This is a genomic window from Leisingera thetidis (assembly GCF_025857195.1).
Classification (GTDB): domain Bacteria; phylum Pseudomonadota; class Alphaproteobacteria; order Rhodobacterales; family Rhodobacteraceae; genus Leisingera; species Leisingera thetidis.
Genome location: NZ_CP109787.1, coordinates 1,839,060 through 1,862,123 on the forward strand (window position 1 = coordinate 1,839,060; position 23,064 = coordinate 1,862,123).

Below are 23,064 nucleotides of genomic sequence, written 5' to 3' on the forward strand. Positions count from 1 at the left end.
TTGGTCTTTCCGGCAGACCGCCTGGTCTGCTGGAAACACAATAACTCTGGGAGGCTCCGATGCCCGCACTCTGGATTGCACATGTGACCGTCACCGACGCCGAGGCCTATGGCAAATATGCCGAACTGGCCGGTCCGGCCATCGCCAAGCATGGCGGGGAGTTCATCGCCCGCGGCGGCCGGTTTGTACAGCTGGAGGGCAAGGAGCGGCCGCGCAATGTAGTGGCCCGTTTTCCCAGCGTTGAGGCTGCTGTCGATTGCTATCACAGCCCGGAATACCAGGAAGCGCTTGACCATGCGCGCGGCGCCTCAGAGCGTGAGCTGATGGTGGTGGAGACCAGCGAGTAGGGCGCTGCGTATCGGGCGGCGCCCTAGCCGCCCGCGTGTTTCAGGTAAGATGAGGGGCGCCGCAGGGCGCCTTTCTTTTTGCGGCGCCGGTTCGTGGGGCTGCGGCGGGCCATGAAAAAGGCGCCCGGAGGCGCCTTTTCGAGATCAGCTTGCAGCCTTGGACATCCGCTTGCGCTCATGCGGGTCCAGATAACGCTTGCGAAGGCGCACGTTGTTCGGTGTCACCTCGACCAGTTCGTCATCGTTGATATAGGCGATGGCCTCTTCCAGAGACAGCGTCATCGGGGTGGTCAGGCGGACCGCATCGTCGGTGCCGGAGGCCCGCACGTTGGTCAGCTTCTTGCCCTTCAGCGGGTTCACTTCCAGGTCGTTGTCGCGCGAGTGCTCACCGATGATCATGCCGGTGTAAATCTCGGCCTGGGCGCCGATCATCATCTTGCCGCGCTCTTCCAGGTTCCACAGGGCATAAGCCACGGACTGGCCGTTCTCCATCGAGATCAGCACGCCGGCACGGCGGCCGGGGATGGAACCCTTGTGCGGCGCCCAGCCGTGGAACACGCGGTTCAGCACGCCGGTGCCGCGGGTGTCGGTCAGGAACTCGCCGTGATAGCCGATCAGGCCGCGCGAGGGAACATGCGCGATGATACGGGTCTTGCCGGCGCCTGCCGGTTTCATCTCGACCAGTTCCCCCTTGCGGGTGCCGGTCAGCTTTTCGATCACCGCGCCGGAGTATTCGTCATCAACATCGATGGTGGCTTCTTCGATGGGTTCCATGCGGACGCCATCGACCTCCTTCATGATCACCTGCGGGCGGGAGATTGACAGCTCGAAGCCTTCGCGGCGCATGTTTTCGATCAGAACGCCCATCTGCAGTTCGCCGCGGCCGGAGACTTCAAAAGCCTCGCCGCCGGGGGTGTCCTGGATTTTGATGGCGACGTTGCTTTCGGCCTCTTTCATCAGCCGGTCGCGGATGACGCGTGACTGTACCTTCTTGCCGTCACGGCCGGCCAGCGGGCTGTCGTTGATGCCAAAGGTTACGGTAATGGTCGGCGGGTCGATCGGCTGGGCGTCCAGCGGCTCATCCACGGCCAGCGCACAGATGGTATCGGCCACAGTCGCCTTGGACATGCCGGCGATGGAGACGATGTCGCCTGCCTGCGCTTCCTCGATGTCCTGCTGGGCCAGACCGCGGAAGGCTTGGATGCGTGTGACGCGGAACTGTTCGATTTTTTGGCCGATGCGGGTCAGCGCTTGCACGGTGGCGCCAACCTTCAGCTTGCCGGATTCGACCCGGCCGGTCAGGAGGCGGCCCACAAAGGGGTCGCTCCCGAGGGTGGTGGCCAGCATCCGGAAGTCTTCGCCCTGGCGCTTGATCTGTTTCGGCTTGGGCACGTGGTTGACGATCAGGTTGAACAGCGCGTGCAGGTCCTTGCGGGGACCGTCCAGTTCGGCGTCGGCCCAGCCGGAGCGGCCGGAGGCGTACATGTGCGGGAAATCCAGCTGGTCCTCGTTGGCCTCGAGCGATGCAAACAGGTCAAAGCATTCGTCCAGCGCCCGGTCGGGTTCTGCGTCCGGCTTGTCGACCTTGTTCAGCACCACGATCGGGCGCAGGCCCAGGGCCAGCGCCTTGGAGGTCACGAATTTGGTCTGCGGCATCGGGCCTTCGGCGGCGTCCACCAGCAGCACCACGCCATCGACCATCGACAGGATCCGCTCCACCTCGCCGCCAAAGTCGGCGTGGCCGGGAGTGTCGACGATGTTGATCCGGGTGCCGTTCCACTCGACCGAGGTCGGCTTGGCAAAAATGGTGATGCCGCGCTCGCGCTCCAGGTCGTTGCTGTCCATGGCGCGTTCCGCCACAGCCTGGTTTTCGCGGAAGGCGCCGGATTGTTTCAGCAGCTCGTCGACCAGTGTGGTTTTGCCGTGGTCAACGTGAGCAATGATCGCAATGTTGCGCAAGTCCATGACGTGTGCCTTTGTAAGGAAGTTGGGCCGCGCATAGCCCGATCCCGGTGCAAAGGCCAGAGGAAAACCGTCCTGAGCCGCTTTCTATGGCGGATCAGTGGCCCGAGCTTTTCGAAAACACATGGATGATGACGATGCCTGACATGATCAGCAGCATTCCAATGACCGCAGGCAAATCGAGCTTTTGGCCGAAGACGAAGAACGCAATCACCGCAATCAGCAGAATGCCGAGACCTGACCAGATGGCATAGACGATGCCCACCGGCATGAACTTGAGCGTTAGCCCCATCATGTAGAAGGAAAACGCATAAGCGACCAGCACGATCAGAGATGGCCCGAGACGGGAAAACTGCTGGCTGGCCTGCAAGGCGGTGGTGCCGATGGTTTCCGCCGCCACGGCAATGATCAGGTAGAAGTAATGTACAGGCATCATCGCCTCCGTTTTGCGCGCTCCGCTTCGCCCGCCGGGCCTCTGTCTGTTCCGGGTACCGCATCCGGTGCGCCGGAGGAAGTCCCGATGCGTCGCTGGTTGCCGGTTTTCCGCCCGCCGCTTCAATGAACAGATGATTGTGCGCGGAAACACTGGACTGAAAATTGGGAACTTCTTAGAGGATTGTTCCGATAATTCTGAGCAGTCGGAAACACTGATCTGATTCCTGAATAAGAGCGAGGGGCTGACATATGTGCCGCTGGGCCGCCTACACGGGTGCCGAAGTCTTTTTGGAAGACATCATTTCCACCCCTGCGCATTCACTGATCGCGCAAAGCCAGAAAGCAGTCGAATGCAAGACTGCGACAAACGGCGACGGGTTCGGCATTGCCTGGTACGGGCAGCGGCCGGAGCCGGGGCTGTACCGCGATGTCTACCCGGCGTGGTCGGACTGCAATCTGCGGGCGCTGGTGCATCAGGTGCAATCCGGTCTTTTTCTGGCCCATGTCCGGGCGTCCACCGGGTCCGCCACCAGCCGCAATAACTGCCATCCTTTCACGGCCGGCAAGTGGAGCTTCATGCACAACGGGCAGGTCGGCGGGTTCGAGAAGTTCCGCCGGCATGCCGACATGTCCATCCCGGATGAGCTTTATGAGCACCGCAGAGGCGCAACTGATAGCGAGGTGCTGTTCCTGCTGGCCTTGCAGGAGGATCTGGATGCGGACCCGAAAGCCGCGCTGGAGCGGGCGGTGGGGCGTATGGAGGCCTTGTCGCGGGCGCGGGGGACGGCACCGCATATGCGCCTCTCCGTGGCCATGTCCGACGGGCAGACACTTTTTGCGGCGCGCTATTCTTCGGATGCTATTGCACCCTCGGTCTACTACCGCTGGAGCCGCAGTCTGAACGGCTGGGCCGTGGTCTCGGAACCTTTTGAGCACACTGGCGAGGCATGGAGCAAGCTGCGGCCGGGAGAATTCCTGACGCTTACATCGAAAGGCGCGGAAACGCAGCCGTTTCAACCGTTCCTTGCGGATGTGTGAATGAGTGCGGCGGGGGTGTCCCCGCCGCACACTGTCACATTCGTCCGGCGTTCCGGAACCAGGGTTCGACCTGTGCCCGCACGTGGTGCCAGACATCGGGTGCGCCACGGATGACCTTGCCTCCGACACGGGCGTCCAGTTGCGGCAGGCTCACGTCATATTCCACCCAGCTGCCGCCGCCGTTTAGCAGGTTGAGCAGGACCGGCTGCACCCGGTCGATGGATTTGGCAAAAATGGCGTCTGCGCTCTCCGCGGCCTCAAACTCTTCCCAGATGCTCCGCATCACTTCACCTTGGGCGGCGGGCAGCAGGCCGAACAGGCGGTCTGCGGCGGCCTCTTCCCTGGCGGCCAGGGCCGCGAGAGCAGCGGCGTCGGTCACCCCGTGGATCGGCGAATCGCCGGCATCGATTTCGACCAGATCATGCAGCAGCAGCATTTGCAGCACCCGATCCACATCGACCGCGTTCGTGCTGTGTTCGGCCAGAACCCAAGCATAGAGCATGATATGCCAGCTGTGTTCGGCCGAATTCTCGTGCCGGGAGCCATCGCCCAGCTTGGACGCGCGGGTGACCAGCTTGAGCTTGTCTGCCTCATTCAGGAAAGGCAGCCGCGCTGTCAGCCGGCTGCAGTCAAAGCCGGTGTCTTCGCCCAGCAGCGAAAACGCGTGGTGAAACGCTTCCGCGAAATCCTGCTCCAGTGCAGCTGCACGTCCGCCGTTCAGATTGCTGCGGACCACATCAACATGCCAGTCGAGAGGTTTGACACCATAGAGCGTCTGAAAGATCGGCTGGCAATGGTCAACCCGCTTGGCAAAATGCGCGTCGGGGCTGTCTGCCGCTTCAAATTCCTGCCACAGGGCCAGGAATTCTGCGCCCTGATCCTTGGGCAGAAGTTCGAACAGACGTTGGGCGGCGGCTTGTTCGGCCTTTGCCACGGCTGCCCAGTCAACGTTATCAGTGATCGGGTGGTCGCCTGCGTCGATTTCAACCAGGTCGTGCAGCAGCAGCATCCGGATGGCCCGGAAAACATCGACTTCCGGCGAAGCAAACGGCGCCAGAACCAGCGCATAAAGCGCCAGATGCCAGCTGTGCTCGGCCGAGTTTTCCCGGCGGCTGCAATCCAGTATCAGGTTCTGGCGGTCGATGCGGCGGAGCTTGTCGGCTTCCAGAAGGAAGGCGAATTGGGCCTCCAGCCGGGTGCTCAAGCGTCACCTTTTGCGTCGAGCTGCGCCTGGGCCTGCTGGATTCTCCTGTTCAGGAAGTCGCGCGCCTTGCGTTCGGCGAGGCGCACGCGCATTTCGGTCAGGAAGGCCTCTTCCAGCGATTGGGAGGCCGCACCCAGCACCTGGCCGACCTCCACATACAGCCGCTCTTCACCGGTTGCGTCCTGAACCTTGAGCGTATCGACCGCCAGTTTTTGGGCCAGCGTCTCGATTGTGCTCATCAGCGGGTATTCTCCGTCAGGCGGCGCTTCACATAGTCGGTCACATTGCCGATCATGCTGTCCATGTGCGGCTCCTGGAAGAAGTGATCCGCGCCCTCGACCTCGGTGTGGGTGATGGTGATGCCCTTCTGCTCATGCAGCTTGCCGACCAGGCTGGCAGTGTCCGCAGGCGGCGCCACACGGTCGGCAGTGCCGTTGATGATCAGCCCGGAGGACGGGCAGGGCGCCAGGAAGGAGAAGTCATACATATTGGCCGGCGGCGCCACCGAGATGAAGCCGGTGATCTCCGGGCGGCGCATCAGAAGCTGCATGCCGACCCACGCGCCGAACGAGAAGCCCGCAACCCAGCAATGCTTGGAGTTGGAGTTCATCGATTGCAGGTAGTCCAGCGCCGAGGCCGCATCCGACAGCTCGCCCACGCCCTGGTCGTATTCGCCCTGGCTGCGGCCGACGCCGCGGAAATTGAAGCGCAGAACGGTGAAACCCATGTTGTAGAACGCATAGTGCAGGTTGTAGACCACCTTGTTGTTCATGGTGCCGCCGAACTGCGGATGCGGGTGCAGAACAATGGCGATCGGGGCGTCTTTTTCTTTTTGCGGGTGATAGCGGCCTTCGAGGCGGCCTTCGGGTCCAGGAAAGATGACCTCGGGCATGGGCGGTTTAATCCTACTCTCGTTTTCGGGTCTGCCGGCAGAAAACTTGACGAGTTCCGTCAGGCATCTTAGAACAGTTCTAATCAAGGGCGCAGGCCAAGCCATACACCGTCAGGCTGAGATACGCACAGACGCCAGCGAGGTCAATGTTTTCGCAGGGGCGCGCTGGTTTCGAGGGGTAAATTATGAAGCTTTCCACCAAAGGGCGCTATGCGATGGTCGCGCTGGCGGATATCGCGCTGCAGACACAGGGCAATCTGGTTCCGCTGGGCGATATCTCCAAACGCCAGGACATTTCGCTGCCCTATCTGGAGCAGCTGTTCGTCAAGCTGCGCCGGGCGGGGCTGGTTGAGTCCGTGCGCGGGCCGGGCGGCGGGTACCGCTTGGCGATGGCGCCGTCCGAGATCCGCATCGTTGACGTGCTCTCTGCTGTCGATGAAACCGTTGATGCCATGCATAAGGGCGCAGGGGCTTCCGGAGCGCTGTCCGGCAGCCGGGCGCAATCGCTGACCAACCGCCTGTGGGAAGGTCTCAGCGCGCATGTCTATGTGTTCCTGCACCAGACCCGCCTGTCGGATGTGATCAGGAACGACCTGGCGCCATGTCCGGCTGTGCCCAGCCTGTTTGCGGTGGTGGATGACTGACTGTGCTCTCGGACTTCAGCAATAATCCCGAGATTTTCGGATTGAGTGGAACCGGCCGGCCCGCGCAAGGCGCCAGGGCCTTTGCAGATTTGTGCAAAACCGCTTATGAGGCGGCAACGTTCCGCAAAAAGATGACTCCATGACTCGTGTTTACCTCGATCATAATGCCACCGCCATCCTGCGCCCCGAGGCGCGGGCCGCGATGATTGCGGCGATGGAGGTCTGCGGCAACCCGTCTTCGGTGCATGCCGAGGGCCGCGCCGCCAAGGCGCTGGTCGAAAAGGCGCGGGCACAGGTCGCTGCTGCCTTTGGGGCGGACGGGGCGGATATCGTGTTCACCTCCGGCTCCACGGAGGGCGCGTCGCTGGCGCTGGCGGACCGCGGTTTGCATGGCGCGCCGGTGGAGCATGATGCGGTGCGGGCTTGGACTGTCGAGGATCTGGCCGTCAGTCCCGAGGGGGCCGTGCAGATTGCGGATCCTGTTCGGTCCACTGTGCAATTGGCCAACTCCGAAACCGGCATTGTGCAGCGCCTGCCTGAGGGGCTGGCCGTCACAGATGCAACGCAAGCATTTGGCAAACTGCCGGTTGCGTTCAACTGGCTGGGTGCCCGAATGGCCCTTGTATCGGCCCACAAGCTGGGCGGCCCCAAGGGCATTGGGGCTGTGGTGATGAAGCGCGGCACCGATTTGCAGGCGCGGATCAAGGGCGGCGGGCAAGAAATGGGCCGCCGGTCCGGAACCGAAAATGTCATTGGAATCGCGGGTTTCGGGGCCGCAGCTGAAGCAGCGGTCAATGATCTGGCAAATGGTGTCTGGGACAGGGTTGCGGAACTTAGAAATATTCTAGAGAAGGCGCTTGTGTCTGGCGCAAACCATACTATTTTTGTCGGGAAGGATCAGAAGCGGTTGCCGAACACCCTGTGTTTTGCAACGCCGGGCTGGAAAGGCGAGACCCAGGTCATGCAGATGGACCTCGCGGGCTTTGCCATCAGCGCGGGCAGCGCCTGTTCCAGCGGCAAGGTGCGCGCCAGCGCGGTGCTGACCGCCATGGGATATGACGAGGCCACAGCCCAAGGCGCGGTGCGCGTGTCGCTGGGGCCCGAGACAACGGAAGAAGATGTGCTGCGCTTTGCCGAGGCGTGGCTGCAAAAAGAAAAGAAACATCGCGCCCGCGCGGCGTGAGTGAGGAGATGACAATGGCCGCTTTGGACCAGACCCAAGTCAAGGAAGGTGTTGACCAGGAAACCGTGGACGCAGTCCGCGAGGTTGGCGGTGCTTACAAATACGGTTGGGAAACCGATATCGAGATGGAATACGCTCCCAAGGGGCTGACCACGGATATTGTCCGGCTGATTTCGGAAAAGAACGAAGAGCCGGAATGGATGCTGAACTGGCGGCTGGAAGCCTACGAGCGCTGGCTGCAGAAGGAAGAGCCCGCCTGGGCGATGGTCGACTACCCGGAAATCGATTTCCAGGATCAGTACTACTATGCCCGTCCCAAATCGATGGAAGTAAAGCCCAAGTCGCTGGATGAGGTCGACCCCAAACTGCTGGCGACCTACGAAAAGCTGGGTATCCCGCTGAAAGAACAGATGATTCTGGCTGGCGTCGAAGGCGCTGAAAATGCGCCCGCCGAGGGCCGCAAAGTGGCTGTGGATGCGGTTTTTGACTCAGTGTCCGTGGGCACCACCTTCCAGAAAGAGCTGAAGCAAGCGGGCGTCATCTTCTGCTCGATCTCCGAAGCCATCCGCGAGCATCCTGAACTGGTCAAAAAGTACCTCGGCTCGGTGGTTCCCGTTTCCGACAACTTTTACGCCACGCTGAACTCTGCCGTGTTCTCGGACGGCTCTTTTGTCTATGTGCCGCCGGGCGTGCGCTGCCCGATGGAGCTGTCGACCTATTTCCGCATCAATGCGGAAAACACCGGTCAGTTTGAACGCACGCTGATCATTGCCGATAAAGGCAGCTATGTCAGCTACTTGGAAGGCTGCACTGCACCGGCGCGCGATATCGCCCAGCTGCATGCCGCCGTGGTGGAAATCATCGTCGAGGAAGACGCCGAGGTGAAATACTCCACCGTCCAGAACTGGTATCCCGGCGACGAGAACGGCAAGGGCGGCATCTACAACTTCGTGACCAAGCGCGCCGACTGCCGCGGCGACCGCGCCAAGGTGATGTGGACCCAGGTCGAAACCGGCTCCGCCGTGACCTGGAAATACCCCTCCTGCATCCTGCGCGGCGACGACAGCCAGGGCGAGTTCTACTCGATCGCGATCACCAACAACATGCAGCAGGCCGACACCGGCACCAAGATGGTGCATCTGGGCAAGCGCACCAAGTCGCGTATCGTGTCCAAGGGGATTTCGGCCGGCAAGGCGCAGAACACTTACCGCGGTCTGGTGTCGATGCACCCCAAGGCCAAGGACAGCCGCAATTACACCCAGTGCGACTCGCTGCTGATCGGTGACAAATGCGGGGCGCACACGGTTCCGTATATCGAGGTCAAGAACAACTCCTCCCGCGTGGAGCATGAGGCCACGACATCGAAGGTCGATGACGACCAGCTGTTTTACTGCCGCCAGCGCGGCATGGATGAGGAGGAGGCGGTGGCCCTGGTGGTCAACGGCTTCTGCAAGGACGTGCTGCAAGCGCTGCCGATGGAGTTCGCCATGGAAGCCCAGCAGCTGGTTGCGATTTCGCTGGAAGGGTCTGTCGGCTGATAGGCGGCCCCTGGGTCGGCCTGCGGCATCTCAGTAGTGCCCGGATAGAAATGAAACGGCTCCGCTGGAGCCAGGGAATACCGCAGGCCCCGGTGCCTGCCAGAGAATGTGAGACGAGGAAAAAATGCTCGAAATCAAAAACCTGCACGTCAAACTTGAAGACGAAGATAAGCAGATCCTGAAAGGCGTCGACCTGAAGGTCGAAGCCGGCAAGGTGCACGCCATCATGGGGCCGAACGGTTCGGGCAAATCCACCCTGTCTTATGTCCTGTCTGGCCGTGACGGCTATGAGGTGACTGAAGGTTCTGCGGAGCTGGAAGGCGAAAATATCCTGGACATGGAGCCGGAAGAGCGCGCCGCAGCGGGCATGTTCCTGGCGTTCCAGTACCCGGTCGAAATCCCCGGCGTCGGCAACATGACCTTCCTGCGCACCGCGGTGAATGCACAGCGCAAAGCCCGCGGCGAGGAAGAGCTGTCGGCCTCCGACTTCCTGAAGATCATCCGCGCCAAGGCCAAGACCCTCAAGATCGACGCAGAGATGCTGAAGCGCCCGGTCAACGTCGGCTTCTCCGGCGGCGAAAAGAAGCGCAACGAGATCCTGCAGATGGCGATGCTGGAGCCCAAGCTGTGCATCCTGGACGAAACAGACTCCGGCCTCGACGTGGACGCGATGAAACTGGTGGCCGAGGGCGTGAACGCGCTGCGCGATGAAGGCCGCGGTTTCCTGGTGATCACCCACTACCAGCGCCTGTTGGACCACATCAAACCGGACGTGGTGCACATCCTCGCGGATGGCCGCATCGTCAAGACCGGCGGCCCCGAGCTGGCTTTGGAAGTCGAGAACAACGGCTATGCCGGCATCCTGGCAGAGGAGGCATAAATGGCCCTGCCGGAAGTAAAGCAAACCGCAACCGAGGCGCGGCTGTCCGCGCTGACCCTGCCGGAAAGCGGCTGCCTCAAGGCGGCCCGCCAGGCAGCCCTGTCGCGGGTGCAGACCATGGGCCTGCCCAGCCGCCGGGATGAGTACTGGAAATACACCCGCCCCGAAACGCTGGTTCAGGCGGTGGCCCCCAAGGCTGCTGTCTTTGCTGCGGAAGAGACGCCGATGTTCAACGCGTTCGAGCGTCTGAACATCGTGTTTGTCGATGGTGTGTTCGATGCCGAAGCGTCGGACGATCTGTCTCTGGAAGGTGTGGCCATCGACCGGATCGAGGACATCTGCTGCAAGGATATCCATTGGGCCAAGGATCTGTACGGCGTTCTTGAGGCGCGCGGCCAGACTCCGGTGGAACGCCCGCTGGCAGCGCTGAACACCGCCTTTGCCACTGATGGCGTGGCGATCCGGGTGACTGGCAAGGTCTCCAAGCCGATCAACTTCTCCTATGTGCATTCGGACGAAAACTCCGACGCGATCCTGCATCACGTGATCCGTGTGGAATCCGGCGCTGAAGTGACCATTCTCGAGAGCGGCCCGGCCGCCTCGCGCTTTAATAAGTGCATGGAGATCGACATTGCGGACGGCGGTAAGATGCATCTGGTGCGCGCCCAGGGCCGCGACCATGAGCGCCGCGCCGCGACCCATCTGTTCGCGCGGCTGGGTGCCGAGTCGGTGTTCAAATCCTTCACCCTGACCGTGAACGGTGTGCTGACCCGCAACGAGGCGGTGATCGAGCTGACCGGCGACGATGCAGTGGCCCATATCGCGGGCGCCTGCGTCGGCGATGGCGATTTCCACCACGACGACACCGTCTTCATCACCCATGACGCGGTCAATTGCGAAAGCCGCCAGGTGTTCAAGAAGGTGCTGCGCAATGGTGCCACCGGTGTGTTCCAGGGCAAAATCCTGGTGAAGGAAGGCGCGCAAAAGACTGACGGATATCAGATTTCCCAGTCATTGCTGTTGGACGGCGACAGCCAGTTCCTGGCCAAGCCGGAGCTGGAGATCTATGCTGATGACGTGGCCTGCTCGCATGGTTCGACTTCTGGCGCGATCGACGAGGACGGCTTGTTCTACCTGCGGTCGCGCGGCGTGCCGCAAGCCGAGGCAACTGACCTGATGACGCTGGCCTTTCTAGCCGAAGCGGTCGACGAGATCGAAGACGCGGAGATCGCTGCCGACATCGTCTCCCGTCTCGAAGGCTGGCTGGCCCGGCGCCGCTGATGTCCGTCACCACGGATATCCCGGCAACCTACAAGGGGCCGCGCAGGGTGTTTGCGCGGCTTCTGGACATGGGGGCCCGCGAAGACCGGCTGCTGGTGTTTCTGATCAGCGGCTGCGTGCTGGCGTTTGTGGCGCAGATGCCGAAACTTGCGCGAGAGGCGTATCTGACGGGCCAGGAGCTGAACATGCTGCTGGGCGGCTCGCTGTTGGCTTTGGTCTTCATTGCGCCGCTGCTGCTTTACATGCTGGCGCTTGCCTCGCACTGGATCGCCCGGGCTGCGGGCGGGCAGGGTGACGCTTACCGGGCCCGGCTTGCACTGTTCTGGGCATTTCTGGCCGCCAGCCCGCTGATGCTGCTGAACGGCCTGGTGGCTGGATTTATCGGCGCCGGTGCTGCGCTGAATCTGGTGGGGGCGCTTTGGTGCGCCGTATTCCTGTGGTTCTGGGTGGCAGGCATGATCCAGGGCTATTGGGCCAAGCCATGAACACGCTTGCCGCCTTTGCCCTGCTGACAATCAAGTCACCGCGGGACGCCGCGCAGCGGATTCTGGCGCAGAATTGGCCGCGCGAAGCCTTGTGGACGGCGTTCCTGCTCTCTGTGGTGCTGAACACTTGCGTTTACACTCTGCAGCAGGTGCTGTTCCCGCTGCCGCCGGAAGTCCTGTTGCCGCGGTTTGCGCCAGGCGCCTATTTCGCGGTCGTTTTGGTTCTGCAGCTCAGCTTCATTGCGATGCTGTCCACCACCGGCCGCTGGCTGGGCGGACAGGGCAGTCTCGCCTCTCTGCTGGCGCTTGTGACCTGGCTGCAGCTGCTGCAGGCCGGTCTGAATGGCGCTATTGTTGCCGTGTTTCTGGTTCTGCCGGCCCTGGCGGCACTGCTCAATATTGCGGCGAACATTGTGGTGTTCTTTATCCTCTTGCACTTCGTCAACGCGGCGCACAGGTTCGGCTCCGTGTGGCGCTCGCTCGGGGTGGTCTTGATGGCCAGCATGATCCTGGTGTTTGCCCTTCTCTTCATCGTGGGTCTGATCGGCCCAGCAAATCTGGGACTGCCCGAAAATGTATGACGTGGATAAAATCCGTGCTGATTTCCCGATCCTCTCGCGGGAGGTGAACGGCAAGCCGCTGACCTATCTCGACAATGGCGCTTCAGCTCAGAAGCCGCAGGCGGTGATTGACGCGGTGACCAAAGCATATGCTGAGGAATACTCCAACGTTCACAGAGGGTTGCACTACCTTTCCAACCTCTCGACCGAGAAGTACGAAGCCGTCCGCGGCATCATTTCACGCTTCCTGAACGCAGGCGATGAACACAGCATCGTGCTCAACTCCGGCACCACCGAAGGCATCAATCTGGTTGCCTACGGCTGGGCCATGCCGCGGTTCGAAGCCGGTGACGAGATCGTGCTGTCGGTGATGGAACACCACGCCAACATCGTGCCTTGGCACTTTCTGCGCGAACGCCAGGGCGTGGTGCTGAAATGGGTCGATGTGGCGGATGACGGCAGCCTGGATCCGCAGAAGGTGATCGATGCGATCACCCCCAGGACCAAGCTGGTTGCGGTCACCCAGTGTTCCAACGTGCTGGGCACCGTGGTGGATGTCAAGGCGATCACCCAAGGCGCCCATGCCAAGGGCGTGCCGGTGCTGGTCGACGGCTCGCAAGGCGCGGTGCATATGCCGGTGGATGTTCAGGATATCGGCTGTGATTTCTATGCGATCACCGGCCACAAGCTCTATGGCCCCTCCGGTTCCGGCGCGATCTACATCAAGCCCGAGCGGATGGCTGAAATGCGCCCGTTCATCGGCGGCGGAGACATGATCAAGGAAGTCTCCAAGGATCAGATCATCTACAATGATCCGCCGATGAAGTTCGAAGCCGGCACGCCGGGCATCGTGCAGACCATCGGCCTCGGTGTTGCGCTGGACTACATGATGGAGCTTGGCATGGACAACATCGCCAAGCACGAAGGCGATCTGCGCGACTATGCGCTGGAGCGGCTGACCGGGTTGAACTGGATCAACGTTCAAGGGCAAGCGCCTGGCAAAGCAGCGATTTTCAGCTTCACCATGGAGGGTGCAGCGCATGCGCATGATATCTCTACCATCCTCGACAAGAAGGGGGTCGCGGTGCGCGCCGGCCACCACTGCGCCGGGCCGCTGATGGATCACCTGGGTGTTTCCGCCACCTGCCGCGCGTCCTTTGGCCTCTACAACACCAAAGCAGAGGTCGATACGCTGATTGACGCGCTGGAACTGGCGCATGAATTGTTCGCCTGAACACAATCGCAAACCAAACGAGAACGGCGCCCCTTGAGGCGCCGTTTCTTGTTTGGGAACAGGTGGTTACCCTTGGATCTTGTCCTCGCGCAGAGGGCAGGACAGGTAGACGGCAAACTCCTGGCCCACATCGCAGCTGACCCGGGCATGCACCTTGCCCTGGCGGTCCAGAAAACGCTGGCTGTCTTCCGCCGGGAAAATGCCCTCGTGCCAGATGTTCGGGTGAATATAGAGCCCCTTGGACCCGTCGCACCAGAACGCCACGACCTTCTCCGGGGTCAGGTCATCCCCCGGAAGGGCCGCTGGCACGATGAACGGTTTGTTGTCCAGCGGAAAGAACAGCTGGCCGCCGTCGGGATGATAGTTCATGTGCCACAGCAGCACCTGATCCCGCGGCGCGGTCTGCTGCTGTACCTGCGCCTTCTGCGGGTCTGTTGACCAGCCCAGCACGTAGTTGCCGTTGACCGCTTCGTTCTCGCCATAAAGCACATCGCCGCGCCAATCGCCGCGGAAAGTGCCCTCGACCCAGCCAGCCTCATCACCGGTGCCCTCATCAATCGGGCGCCAGCCCTGGGCGGGCCACTGCACGATTTCGATCTCGAATCTGTCCGGGTCGTCGACCAGGCAGCCGTAGCCCTTGACGCTGTCCTCGGTCGCCCGGATAAGCGGCACCTCATGCCAAGGCAGCGAGGGTTTGGAACTGGCCTCAAAGATATACTCCGGCGCGCTCATTTTGCGGACTCTCTGGTATCCATGTGCTTGTCGACCATCCGTTGCACCATCGGCGCAAAGTGCCAGTAGTCCGGCGTTTCCATATCCGCCCGCTTGCCGGCTTCGTCGAGATAGCGCACCGCTATGATCTGCCTGAGGTTCGGGTTCTTCTCCATCTCCGCCACTTCCGCGGCATTCATCGGCCCGCCCTGCAGGTTCAGGGAATGGATGGAAGCCTCGGATAACCGGTTGAAATACTCCGGCTTGGTGGCACAGAGATAACGTTTCGCCGCCACGTGATAGCGCACGCAGTCGGTGATCACCGACGGGAAGAACTGCTCCAGAACCTCGGCGCCGGCCTCTTCGTGAAAGCGGTCTTCGGTGTCGTCCATGGAGAAGGTGCCGAATTCGCTGGTGAAATGGCCGATATCATGGAGCAGCGCCCCCACGATGATCTCCTCCGGCTGGCCGTTTGCTTCCGCGATGGTTGCTCCCTGCAGCATGTGCTCGGTCATGGTGACGGGCTCGCCCAGGTATTCCTCATCGCCGCGGCGGTCAAAGATGTCACCTATGAAGGCGACAATATTGTTCTGGGTCAGCTCGCTGAAATCCGGCTTGCTCATGTCTCACCCCTCCAACTGGGCGTTCAGCACATTCAGGGTCGACAGCAGCCCGTCCTTGTCGGCGTAGCAGCCCTGCAGCCAGCGCGATCCGGAGCCGGAGTAGCCAAGCCGCGCGTGCATCACGCGGGTATTGTCGACGATGAAACTCTCCCCCGGCTCCAGCTTGAACGAAACGCCCATGTCGGGGTCATCAATGAACTCGGCCAGGCGCCGGTAGGCAGCGTAGTAGGCCTCCATCTTCTCGAACGGGATGTCCACAAACGGCGCTGACGAGCGGTTGTTGAACCGCATGCCGGTCATCTCGCCATCCGGTGACAGCTCGATCATCGGGCGCCGCGAACGCAGATGCACCCCGTCAGAACCCTTGTATTCGAACCGCGCCGGGTAGCCGGCCAGCAAGGCAAAGCCTTCGGGGTTTTCGTCACGCAGGCGTTCCGCCGCCCGGAAACCGTCCACCACGATGCTGTCGCCGCCTTCGGCCGAATTTTCCAGACAGTAGAGGATCTGCAAGCTGGGAACCGGATCGCGGTAGGGGTTGTCGGTGTGCGCCTGCAGGCCCAGACCTGTATAGGCGAGGTTGGTCGGGTTTACCTCGGTACGGACTTCAAAAAGCCGGCCGTAGTTGGTTTCGCGCACATATCCGAATATCCCGGCGCAGTCGATCAGCGCGCCTTCTTTTACGGGGCCGTTCACCAGCTTGGCAAAGCCGAGGCGGGCAATCGCATCAAGCCAGTCGCGCTTGATCTTTGGGTCGGACTGAACCTCATTCCAGTCAAAAGCCGGAGCTGGCTGGCTGCTGTTCCAGGTTTCAATGCCCGGTGCCATACGGCCAAATTCGGTTGATCGGTCAACATCATAGGCGTTGGACTTCAACCATGCGCCCGGATAGGTGACGGTCTTGCCTTCAGGTGCGAAAGTCACGGTCAGGGAACCGTCCTGCACCAGTGCCGTGCTGATCCGGGTATCTGCCGGAATGTCTCCGATTGTAATCAGCCGCTGGCCGTTGCCGGGGGCGCGGGTCTCGGGATCCAGCGCGTTATCGCGCAGCCAGATCGCGTGGAAGCGGCTGTCGCGGCCATTTTCGAATGTCAGGGTCAGAAAGCTGCCGGATGCGTCGGCGGTTACGGAACGGGGCATGAGAGTCTCTCCGGTTGGCCTGGTTCTTGCTTGTCTTGCTAACGCGCGTGAGCCATCAAGAGAACGACGTAAACCGGGGTTTGAGAGTTAGGTTTTCTAATGGCAAAGAAGGTGACCAAGCAGGGCTTGCCGCCGCTCGACTGGCTCAAGGTATTTGAGGCGGCGGGCCGGCACGGCAGTTTCACCGCTGCAGCTGAGGAATTCGGCGCCACCCAGGCCGCGGTCAGCCAGCGAATCCGCAATCTCGAATCCTGGCTGGGCCGCCAGCTGTTCATCCGTTCGGCGCGCGGAGTTGCGCTAACGGTGGACGGTGAAAGCTACCTGCCTCTCGTGCATGATTCCCTGCGCGCACTGGAGCAGGGAACCGAAAACCTGTTTGGCCAAACCGTCCGTGAATTGCGGATCGCGGGCCTGCCATCTCATCTGGAAATGCTGCTGCTGCCGCGGATTGAGGCGTTTTCAATCGCTTGCCCGGACCTGCGGCTGGTCATCGAAACCGTGCCCAAGCGGCTGGATTTCGAAACCGCCGATGGTGCCCTGCATTTAAGATACGGCCGCGGCGGCTGGAAGGGCCGGGAGGAGGCTCTTCTGGCGAATGAAGTGCTGCAGCCGATGACCGTGCCGGGGCGGGCTGGGGATTGGCGGACTCTTCCGGCAATCGAACTGCGCGGCGAGCGGCCGGGCTGGGCGGAATGGTCCCGGGTGACGGGCGAGGCTGAACCGGAAGCCGGGCCGGTTTCCGTTGATTCCATGGCGCATGCTCTTCGGGCGGCGCGTCTCGGTCTGGGGGTCGTGCTTGGATCCAAGGTTTTGGCTGCGAACCTTCTGCAGACCGGGCAACTGGAGTGTGCTGCGGCACCGGAATTGCCGACAATCGATGGCTATTGGCTGTCCTGGCCGCCTAGTTTGGGAAAATCCAGGCGGCAAAGCGAAGTTCTGGCAGCTTTGACCGCTTCTCTGAAGGGGTGAAAACCGCGCTGCCGCTGGGACGGAAAGACAGCCCTTTCAGACCGGATATTCACCGATCTTCGCAAAATAGGCATCCAGCAGAGGCCTGGCCTCTCGTTTGCTGAGAAAGGCGAGGCCAAGTTTCCCGTCCTTGCGCCAGCGCGGTTGCACAGCAAACTCTCCCATTCCGGAAATCGTGACGGATCGCAATTTCGCCCGCCCGAAATTTGCCTGTCCGTCCAGGAGACGGACGGCAACCCCGTGGTAGCTGATGTTGATAACGTGCGCCTCTTCCTGCGCGTCAGCAAAGTTGATCACGCAGGGCAGATCCCGATGCAGGCGGGGCGCCGTCTCAATCGGGGTCCGTGGGTAGGAACTGGAAACTGCCATGCCATCGCACCGTAAAATTGCCGTCAATTCAGGAACTGATAGGCGGCAACTCTTTCGAAAGCGTGAAAGGTTCGTAAAACGCTTTTGCAAGTCGGGGGGAAATGGCGCACCTGAGAGGATTCGAACCTCTGGCCTCTGCCTTCGGAGGGCAGCGCTCTATCCAGCTGAGCTACAGGTGCGTCGTTAAGCCGGGGTATACCCGTGCTTCGCTACCTCTGCAACGGGAAAAACTGCCTGTTTCCAATTTCATGGCCCCAAGGTGAAACAGCCCGGGCGCAACTGGGGCGGAAAATGAAAAAGCCCGCACCAGTGTGTGCAGGCTTGCAGTTTCGCAATGAAGGATAAGTCAGCCGCGCCAGGAGCGGACGACCCCGCAATCCATATGAACGAAATTGGAACGCTGATATTTGCCGACGCCGCCGGCGTGGCAGGCCTCGGCGGCCTTGGCCATTTGCGAAACCGAGCGCGATGCCAGCCGCAGATCGGCGGCCTGGCCGCGCATGTGCAGGGAGTTCTTCGCCACTCCGCGCGAACGGCTGCGCAGCATCGCATTGGTTTTGGGGCTGCGGTAGCCTGACAGCAGCATATAGGGTTCGTTCACATCCAATAGGTTGTGCGAGGCGGCCATGATGTCGATGGTGCGCAGGTCGATTTCCTTGACCTGATCGGTGCGCCAGTCGCGCATGAAATGGTTGACCTCTTTGACGGCGTCTTTGATGTACTGGCCATCGATCCAATACACCATGTCCAGACGCTCGCCCGTGCGCCCCGAGTACATGCGGATCCGGCGGATGTCGCCGCCGCCGCGCAGGAAGCCTGCTGCATTGGAGAATGTCGGGGCTGCTGCCACTGCGGTTGCAGCAAATACACCCAAAAGAGAACGCCGGGATATCCCCGTGCCCGTGGTTTCTGCCATTGTCACTGCGCCGTCCCGTACGCTTATAATCCTGCCTAGTCGCCCGATGTTACGAGCTCGTTAACTGTCTTAGTTAACGTGCGGCTTGTATGGCACAGCCTGAATCGTGTTCCAACATTTCTTTGCCGCACTGCAACGGATAGGCCCGTTTTCGGCAATTTCTTGCGCAAAAGGGGAGGCGGCGGGAACTTTTCCCCGCGACTGTTGCAGCTGAGTTTCATAGACGCGGCATCGGTGCATCAATGTTAACATTTCGCGATTGTGAATGGACAACACCGGCTGGCTTTTACCAGAATTTCAGATAGGCACTGCCAGAATTGGAAAAAAACGGCTCAAGGACCGGAAATTATGACGCGCGCATCCGCTGGAAACCTCTTGCCGGGGATCAAAGCAGGGCTGTTTGCCCTGGCATTGGGCGGCTTGGCAGCCGGAACAATTTCCAGCCCGGCTCAGGCCGAAATTTCGGCGGCTTTCCGCCAGGCGGTGGCTGAGGCGGCCTCCGGCAGCGATGCGGTGGCCGGATTTTACCGCGAAAACGGCTATCAGGCGATTTGGACCGGAACCGATGAGGCGTCCCGTCTGCGCCGCAGCGCGTTGTTGGCGGCCTTGAGTGAAACCGGCGCCCACGGGCTGCCGGACCGCTCGGCCGAGGTCAACGAACTGATGCAGCAGATGCGCGCGGTGCGCACCACCCGTGACATCGGCACCATCGAGGCCGCGCTGAGCCAGGCTTTGGTTGATTACGCCACGGATCTGCAGACCGGTCTGCTGGTGCCGTCCCGGATCGACGATGGCATGGTGCGCAAGAAACATACCGTGGACGGGGCAGGCTTTCTGGCCGGCATCCGGGATGAACAGCCTTATGCCTATATGCGCAGCCTGGTGCCGGCATCGCCGCAATACCGTGGTCTGATGCGCGAAAAACTGCGGCTGGAGCAGGTCCTGGAAGCCGGCGGTTGGGGCCCGGAGGTTGACGCCAAGAAACTGGAACCCGGGGATCAGGGGGCCGCGGTGATCGCGCTGCGCAACCGGCTGATGGCGATGGGCTACCTGCAGCGAAGCGCCGCGCGCAGCTACGACTCCGCGCTGGTTGCGGCGGTGCAAAGCTTCCAATCCGATCATGGCCTGGAAACCGACGGTGTGGCCGGTGCCGGCACAATTGCGGAGGTCAACAAACCGGTCACGGACCGCCTGAAATCCGTGATCATCGCGATGGAGCGCGAACGCTGGCTGAGCCCGGACCGCGGAGAGCGGCATATCCTGGTCAACCAGACCGATTTCACCGCCAAGATCGTCGACAATGGCGATGTGACGTTTGAAACCCGCTCGGTCATCGGCAAGAACACCCATGACCGCCGCAGCCCGGAATTCTCCGACGAGATGGAGCATATGGTGATCAACCCGAGCTGGTACGTGCCGCGCTCGATCATCACCAAGGAGTATCTGCCCAAGCTGCAGAGCAACCCCAACGCGGTCGGCCATATTCAGATCACTGACCGGCGCGGCCGGGTGGTGAACCGGGGATCTGCGGATTTCTCGCAATACACCGCGCGGAACTTCCCTTACTCCATGCGCCAGCCGCCGAGCCGCAGCAATGCGCTGGGACTGGTCAAGTTCATGTTCCCGAACAAATACAATATCTACCTGCACGACACACCGCAGAAGAGCCTGTTTGCCCGCGAGGTGCGTGCCTTCTCGCATGGCTGCATCCGGCTGGCACAGCCGTTTGAGTTTGCCTATGCGCTGCTCGCCCGGCAGACCGAGGATCCGAAAGCCTTTTTCCATCGTGTGCTGAGCAGCGGCAGGGAAACCAAGGTCGAACTGGAGCAGAAGGTGCCGGTGCACATCATCTACCGGACCGCGATCGTTTCGGCCAAAGGCCGGGCCGAGTTCCGCCGCGATGTCTATGGACGCGACGCCAAGATCTGGGCGGCGCTGGAACGGGCAGGGGTGGCGCTGCCCAGCGTTCAAGGATAAATACCGGGCCCATACAGGATAAATCTGAAAGGGCCTGCCATGTTCACTATCCGCCAGATCGCTGAGTCCCTCGGGGCTGAAGCCCAGGGCGACCTGGACCTGCAAATCGCAGGCGCGGCTGAGCCGCAGGATGCCAAGGCGGACCAGATCGCCATGGCGATGGCGCCGAAATACGCGGACAGCCTGCAGGCAGGCAAGGCGCAGGCGGCGGTGCTGTGGGAAGGTGCGGATTGGCAGTCCTTCGGGCTCAAGGCCGCGATCTTTGCACCGCGCCCGCGGATGACCATGTCCGGTGTGACCGCGATGCTGGACCGCGGGCAGGGCTTCCCGTCCGGTATCCATCCCTCTGCTGTCATTGATCCCAGCGCAGAACTGGCCGAGGGCGTCTCGGTCGGTCCGCTGACGGTTATTGCTGCAGGCGCAAAGATCGGCGCACGCTCCGTGATCGGCCCGCATTGCTACATCGGGGCTGATGCGGTGATCGGCGAAGATGCCCGGATGCGCGAGATGGTCTCGATCGGCGCCCGTGCCTCCATCGGCAACCGGTTCCGCGCTCAGCCCGGTGCCAGAGTTGGCGGCGATGGCTTCTCCTATGTCACGCCCGAGGTTTCCGGTGCCGAAAATGCCCGCAAGACCATGGGGGACCAGGGCGAAGCACAAGCGCAATCCTGGGTGCGGATCCATTCGCTGGGGGCAGTCACCATTGGCGATGACGTGGAAATCGGTTCAAACTGCACCATCGACAACGGCACCATCCGCGACACCGTAATCGGCAATGGCAGCAAGCTCGACAACCTTGTGCATGTGGGCCACAACACCCGGGTCGGCAATGATTGCCTGCTCTGCGGCCAGACCGGTGTCTCTGGCTCGGTTGATATCGGCAATAATGTGGTTTTGGGCGGCCAGTGCGGCGTGGTCGACAATATTTTCATCGGCGACGGTGTGATCGCCGGCGGCGGCACCAAGATCCTGTCCAATGTGCCGGCAGGCCGGGTGATCATGGGCTATCCGGGCGTCAAGATGGAAACCCACACCGAGATGTATAAGGCACAGCGCCGGCTGCCGCGTTTGATGCGTGACATCGAATTGTTAAAAAAGGCTGTTTTCAAGTAACGGCGGAATTACTACATCTGCCTCAGCCAAAACGTCGGGGGTCGCTACATGAGTACGCAGGACAAGGTCATTGCAATCATTGCTGAGCAGGCGGTTCTGGAACCGTCGGATGTGACCCTTGACAGCACACTGGAAGATCTCGGCATCGACAGCCTCGGTCTGGTCGAAAGCATTTTTGCCATTGAAGAGGAATTCGATATCACGATCCCCTTCAATGCCAACGCACCCGAGCAAAGCGATTTCGACATTTCCAACGTGTCCGCGATCATTGCAGGGATCGACAAGCTGATCACCGAAAAAGCGTAAGACCGCTGATGAAACGCGTTGTCATTACCGGGGCCGGAACAATCAATGCCCTCGGCCATTCGGTGCCCGCCACCCTTGCCGCCATGCGCGAGGGCCGCTGCGGCATCGGCGAGCTGGAATTCCGCGATGTCGAACGGCTGGCAATCCGCATCGGCGGCCAGGTCCGCGGGTTTGAAGCCGAAGGCCGGTTCAACCGCCAGCAGATGAGCCTTTATGATCGGTTTACCCAGTTCACCCTGACTGCAGCCAGGGAGGCAATCACGCAGTCGGGCCTGGAATTCCATGGCGAGCTGTCCGCTCAAGCCGGGGTTGTTCTGGGCAATTCCGGCGGCGGAATGCAGACGCTGGATGAGAATTACCGCAGCGTTTATGAGGACGGCAAGAACAGGGTGCATCCCTTTGTTGTGCCCAAGCTGATGAACAATGCCGCGGCCGGCCATGTGTCGATGCAGTTCAACCTCAAGGGCCCCAGCTTCACCGTTTCCACGGCCTGCGCCTCCTCCAACCATGCGATGGCGCAAGCGTTCCAGATGGTGCGCTCGGGCATGAGCCCGGTGATGGTCACTGGCGGCTCCGAATCCATGCTCTGCTTTGGCGGCGTCAAGGCCTGGGAAGGGCTGCGGGTCATGTCCAAGGACGCCTGCCGCCCGTTCAGCGCAAACCGCAATGGCATGGTGCAGGGCGAAGGCGCCGGCATCTTCGTATTCGAGGAATATGAGCACGCCAGGGCGCGCGGGGCGGAAATCCTGTGCGAAGTCATCGGATTTGCGATGTCTTCCGATGCTGCCGACATCGTGATGCCGAGCAAACAGGGGGCGGCGCGGGCCATTTCAGGCGCGCTTCAGGATGCCCGGGTCAATGCAGCCGAGGTCGGCTACATCAACGCCCACGGAACCGGCACCGCAGCCAACGACAAGACCGAATGCGCCGCGGTGGCGGATGTTTTCGGCCCGCATGCGGACAGTCTGATGATTTCCTCCACCAAATCCATGCATGGCCATCTGATCGGCGGCACCGGCGCGGTGGAGGTTCTGGCCTGCATCATGGCGCTGCGTGACGGGGTGATTGCGCCAACAATCGGGTACCAGGAACCAGACCCGGAATGCGCGCTGGACGTGGTTCCGAACGAGGCCCGCGAGGCAAAGGTTGATGTGGCGCTGTCCAACGCTTTTGCATTTGGCGGCCTGAACGCGGTGCTGGCGTTGCGCAAGATCTGACCCGCTCAAATCAAAACGCCGCGGCCAAGGGGGCGCGCGGCGT

The 23,064-nt window shown here is 61.4% G+C and carries 25 protein-coding genes and 1 tRNA gene; 15 read left to right on the forward strand and 11 right to left on the reverse strand.

What is annotated here, in order from left to right; genetic code table 11:
• Positions 1–59: 59 nt before the first annotated feature.
• Positions 60–347, forward strand: coding sequence for a DUF1330 domain-containing protein (locus OKQ63_RS08745; protein ID WP_264213539.1), 288 nt, complete (start codon positions 60–62; stop codon positions 345–347).
• Positions 348–491: 144 nt separating this feature from the next.
• Here OKQ63_RS08745 and typA read toward each other — a convergent pair whose 3' ends face one another.
• Both typA and OKQ63_RS08755 read right to left on the reverse strand, forming a co-directional pair.
• On the reverse strand, positions 492–2,312 hold the full coding sequence (gene typA, locus OKQ63_RS08750) for a translational GTPase TypA (protein WP_264213540.1): 1,821 nt from the start codon (positions 2,310–2,312) through the stop codon (positions 492–494).
• 94 nt (positions 2,313–2,406) lie between these two features.
• Positions 2,407–2,742, reverse strand: a complete 336-nt coding sequence (locus OKQ63_RS08755; protein ID WP_264213541.1) for a DMT family transporter — start codon at positions 2,740–2,742, stop codon at positions 2,407–2,409.
• A gap of 251 nt (positions 2,743–2,993) precedes the next feature.
• Here OKQ63_RS08755 and OKQ63_RS08760 point away from each other — a divergent pair, with 251 nt between their 5' ends.
• Complete coding sequence (locus tag OKQ63_RS08760) at positions 2,994–3,782, forward strand: class II glutamine amidotransferase (protein ID WP_264213542.1); 789 nt, start codon at positions 2,994–2,996, stop codon at positions 3,780–3,782.
• A gap of 34 nt (positions 3,783–3,816) precedes the next feature.
• On the opposite strand, the gene OKQ63_RS08765 is transcribed toward OKQ63_RS08760, so the two are convergent.
• From OKQ63_RS08765 to OKQ63_RS08775, 3 genes are read right to left on the reverse strand one after another with little or no spacing between them, the layout of a single operon-like run.
• Entirely contained in the window at positions 3,817–4,986 is a 1,170-nt protein-coding gene (locus OKQ63_RS08765) for an HD domain-containing protein (protein WP_264213543.1), read from the reverse strand.
• Complete coding sequence (locus tag OKQ63_RS08770) at positions 4,983–5,225, reverse strand: hypothetical protein (RefSeq protein ID WP_264213544.1); 243 nt, start codon at positions 5,223–5,225, stop codon at positions 4,983–4,985. Before OKQ63_RS08770 ends, OKQ63_RS08765 begins: the two co-directional genes overlap by 4 nt.
• Positions 5,225–5,878 carry an alpha/beta hydrolase gene (locus OKQ63_RS08775; protein WP_264213545.1) on the reverse strand — a complete coding sequence of 218 codons (654 nt, stop codon included), beginning with the start codon at positions 5,876–5,878 and terminating at the stop codon, positions 5,225–5,227. Before OKQ63_RS08775 ends, OKQ63_RS08770 begins: the two co-directional genes overlap by 1 nt.
• Positions 5,879–6,063: 185 nt before the next feature.
• On the opposite strand from OKQ63_RS08775, the gene iscR reads away from it, so the two are divergent.
• The 8 genes from iscR to OKQ63_RS08815 all read left to right on the forward strand — a co-directional run bounded on the left by iscR (position 6,064) and on the right by OKQ63_RS08815 (position 13,683).
• The gene (gene iscR / locus OKQ63_RS08780; RefSeq protein ID WP_264213546.1) at positions 6,064–6,522 is read left to right on the forward strand and encodes a Fe-S cluster assembly transcriptional regulator IscR; all 459 of its coding nucleotides are present in this window, start codon (positions 6,064–6,066) and stop codon (positions 6,520–6,522) included.
• A 139-nt stretch (positions 6,523–6,661) separates the two neighbouring features.
• Entirely contained in the window at positions 6,662–7,705 is a 1,044-nt protein-coding gene (locus OKQ63_RS08785) for a cysteine desulfurase family protein (RefSeq protein WP_264213547.1), read from the forward strand.
• 14 nt (positions 7,706–7,719) lie between these two features.
• Positions 7,720–9,243, forward strand: coding sequence for a Fe-S cluster assembly protein SufB (gene sufB / locus OKQ63_RS08790; RefSeq protein ID WP_264213548.1), 1,524 nt, complete (start codon positions 7,720–7,722; stop codon positions 9,241–9,243).
• Between the two features lie 124 nt (positions 9,244–9,367).
• Complete coding sequence (gene sufC, locus OKQ63_RS08795; RefSeq protein ID WP_264213549.1) at positions 9,368–10,123, forward strand: Fe-S cluster assembly ATPase SufC; 756 nt, start codon at positions 9,368–9,370, stop codon at positions 10,121–10,123.
• The gene (locus OKQ63_RS08800) at positions 10,124–11,404 is read left to right on the forward strand and encodes a SufB/SufD family protein (RefSeq protein WP_264213550.1); all 1,281 of its coding nucleotides are present in this window, start codon (positions 10,124–10,126) and stop codon (positions 11,402–11,404) included.
• Complete coding sequence (locus OKQ63_RS08805) at positions 11,404–11,889, forward strand: YIP1 family protein (protein WP_264213551.1); 486 nt, start codon at positions 11,404–11,406, stop codon at positions 11,887–11,889. The genes OKQ63_RS08800 and OKQ63_RS08805 overlap by 1 nt, the downstream gene beginning before the upstream one ends.
• Positions 11,886–12,470 carry a YIP1 family protein gene (locus OKQ63_RS08810; RefSeq protein WP_264213552.1) on the forward strand — a complete coding sequence of 195 codons (585 nt, stop codon included), beginning with the start codon at positions 11,886–11,888 and terminating at the stop codon, positions 12,468–12,470. The genes OKQ63_RS08805 and OKQ63_RS08810 overlap by 4 nt, the downstream gene beginning before the upstream one ends.
• On the forward strand, positions 12,463–13,683 hold the full coding sequence (locus OKQ63_RS08815) for a cysteine desulfurase (protein WP_264213553.1): 1,221 nt from the start codon (positions 12,463–12,465) through the stop codon (positions 13,681–13,683). The genes OKQ63_RS08810 and OKQ63_RS08815 overlap by 8 nt, the downstream gene beginning before the upstream one ends.
• A gap of 66 nt (positions 13,684–13,749) precedes the next feature.
• On the opposite strand, the gene OKQ63_RS08820 is transcribed toward OKQ63_RS08815, so the two are convergent.
• From OKQ63_RS08820 to tmpA, 3 genes are read right to left on the reverse strand one after another with little or no spacing between them, the layout of a single operon-like run.
• The gene (locus OKQ63_RS08820; protein WP_264213554.1) at positions 13,750–14,415 is read right to left on the reverse strand and encodes an ureidoglycolate lyase; all 666 of its coding nucleotides are present in this window, start codon (positions 14,413–14,415) and stop codon (positions 13,750–13,752) included.
• Positions 14,412–15,017, reverse strand: coding sequence for a (R)-1-hydroxy-2-trimethylaminoethylphosphonate oxygenase (gene tmpB / locus OKQ63_RS08825; RefSeq protein ID WP_264213555.1), 606 nt, complete (start codon positions 15,015–15,017; stop codon positions 14,412–14,414). Before tmpB ends, OKQ63_RS08820 begins: the two co-directional genes overlap by 4 nt.
• Before the next feature lie 3 nt (positions 15,018–15,020).
• Positions 15,021–16,154, reverse strand: a complete 1,134-nt coding sequence (tmpA, locus tag OKQ63_RS08830) for a 2-trimethylaminoethylphosphonate dioxygenase (protein ID WP_264213556.1) — start codon at positions 16,152–16,154, stop codon at positions 15,021–15,023.
• Positions 16,155–16,253: 99 nt separating this feature from the next.
• Here tmpA and OKQ63_RS08835 point away from each other — a divergent pair, with 99 nt between their 5' ends.
• Complete coding sequence (locus tag OKQ63_RS08835; RefSeq protein WP_264213557.1) at positions 16,254–17,123, forward strand: LysR family transcriptional regulator; 870 nt, start codon at positions 16,254–16,256, stop codon at positions 17,121–17,123.
• Between the two features lie 36 nt (positions 17,124–17,159).
• Here OKQ63_RS08835 and OKQ63_RS08840 read toward each other — a convergent pair whose 3' ends face one another.
• The 3 genes from OKQ63_RS08840 to mepK all read right to left on the reverse strand — a co-directional run bounded on the left by OKQ63_RS08840 (position 17,160) and on the right by mepK (position 18,408).
• Entirely contained in the window at positions 17,160–17,420 is a 261-nt protein-coding gene (locus tag OKQ63_RS08840; RefSeq protein ID WP_264213558.1) for a hypothetical protein, read from the reverse strand.
• 174 nt (positions 17,421–17,594) lie between these two features.
• A tRNA-Arg gene (locus OKQ63_RS08845) sits at positions 17,595–17,671 on the reverse strand.
• Positions 17,672–17,838: 167 nt separating this feature from the next.
• Positions 17,839–18,408 carry a peptidoglycan L,D-endopeptidase MepK gene (gene mepK / locus OKQ63_RS08850; RefSeq protein ID WP_264213559.1) on the reverse strand — a complete coding sequence of 190 codons (570 nt, stop codon included), beginning with the start codon at positions 18,406–18,408 and terminating at the stop codon, positions 17,839–17,841.
• A 348-nt stretch (positions 18,409–18,756) separates the two neighbouring features.
• Between mepK and OKQ63_RS08855 the strand changes: the two genes are divergently transcribed.
• From OKQ63_RS08855 to OKQ63_RS08870, 4 genes are read left to right on the forward strand one after another with little or no spacing between them, the layout of a single operon-like run.
• The gene (locus OKQ63_RS08855; RefSeq protein WP_264213560.1) at positions 18,757–20,385 is read left to right on the forward strand and encodes a L,D-transpeptidase family protein; all 1,629 of its coding nucleotides are present in this window, start codon (positions 18,757–18,759) and stop codon (positions 20,383–20,385) included.
• A 39-nt stretch (positions 20,386–20,424) separates the two neighbouring features.
• Positions 20,425–21,498 (forward strand): UDP-3-O-(3-hydroxymyristoyl)glucosamine N-acyltransferase, encoded by a 1,074-nt coding sequence (gene lpxD / locus OKQ63_RS08860; RefSeq protein ID WP_264213561.1) that lies wholly within the window; start codon positions 20,425–20,427, stop codon positions 21,496–21,498.
• A gap of 48 nt (positions 21,499–21,546) precedes the next feature.
• The gene (locus tag OKQ63_RS08865; RefSeq protein ID WP_264213562.1) at positions 21,547–21,804 is read left to right on the forward strand and encodes an acyl carrier protein; all 258 of its coding nucleotides are present in this window, start codon (positions 21,547–21,549) and stop codon (positions 21,802–21,804) included.
• 8 nt (positions 21,805–21,812) lie between these two features.
• A complete protein-coding gene (locus OKQ63_RS08870) occupies positions 21,813–23,021 on the forward strand; it encodes a beta-ketoacyl-[acyl-carrier-protein] synthase family protein (RefSeq protein ID WP_264213563.1) in 1,209 nt (402 codons plus the stop codon).
• The last annotated feature ends 43 nt before the right edge of the window (positions 23,022–23,064 follow it).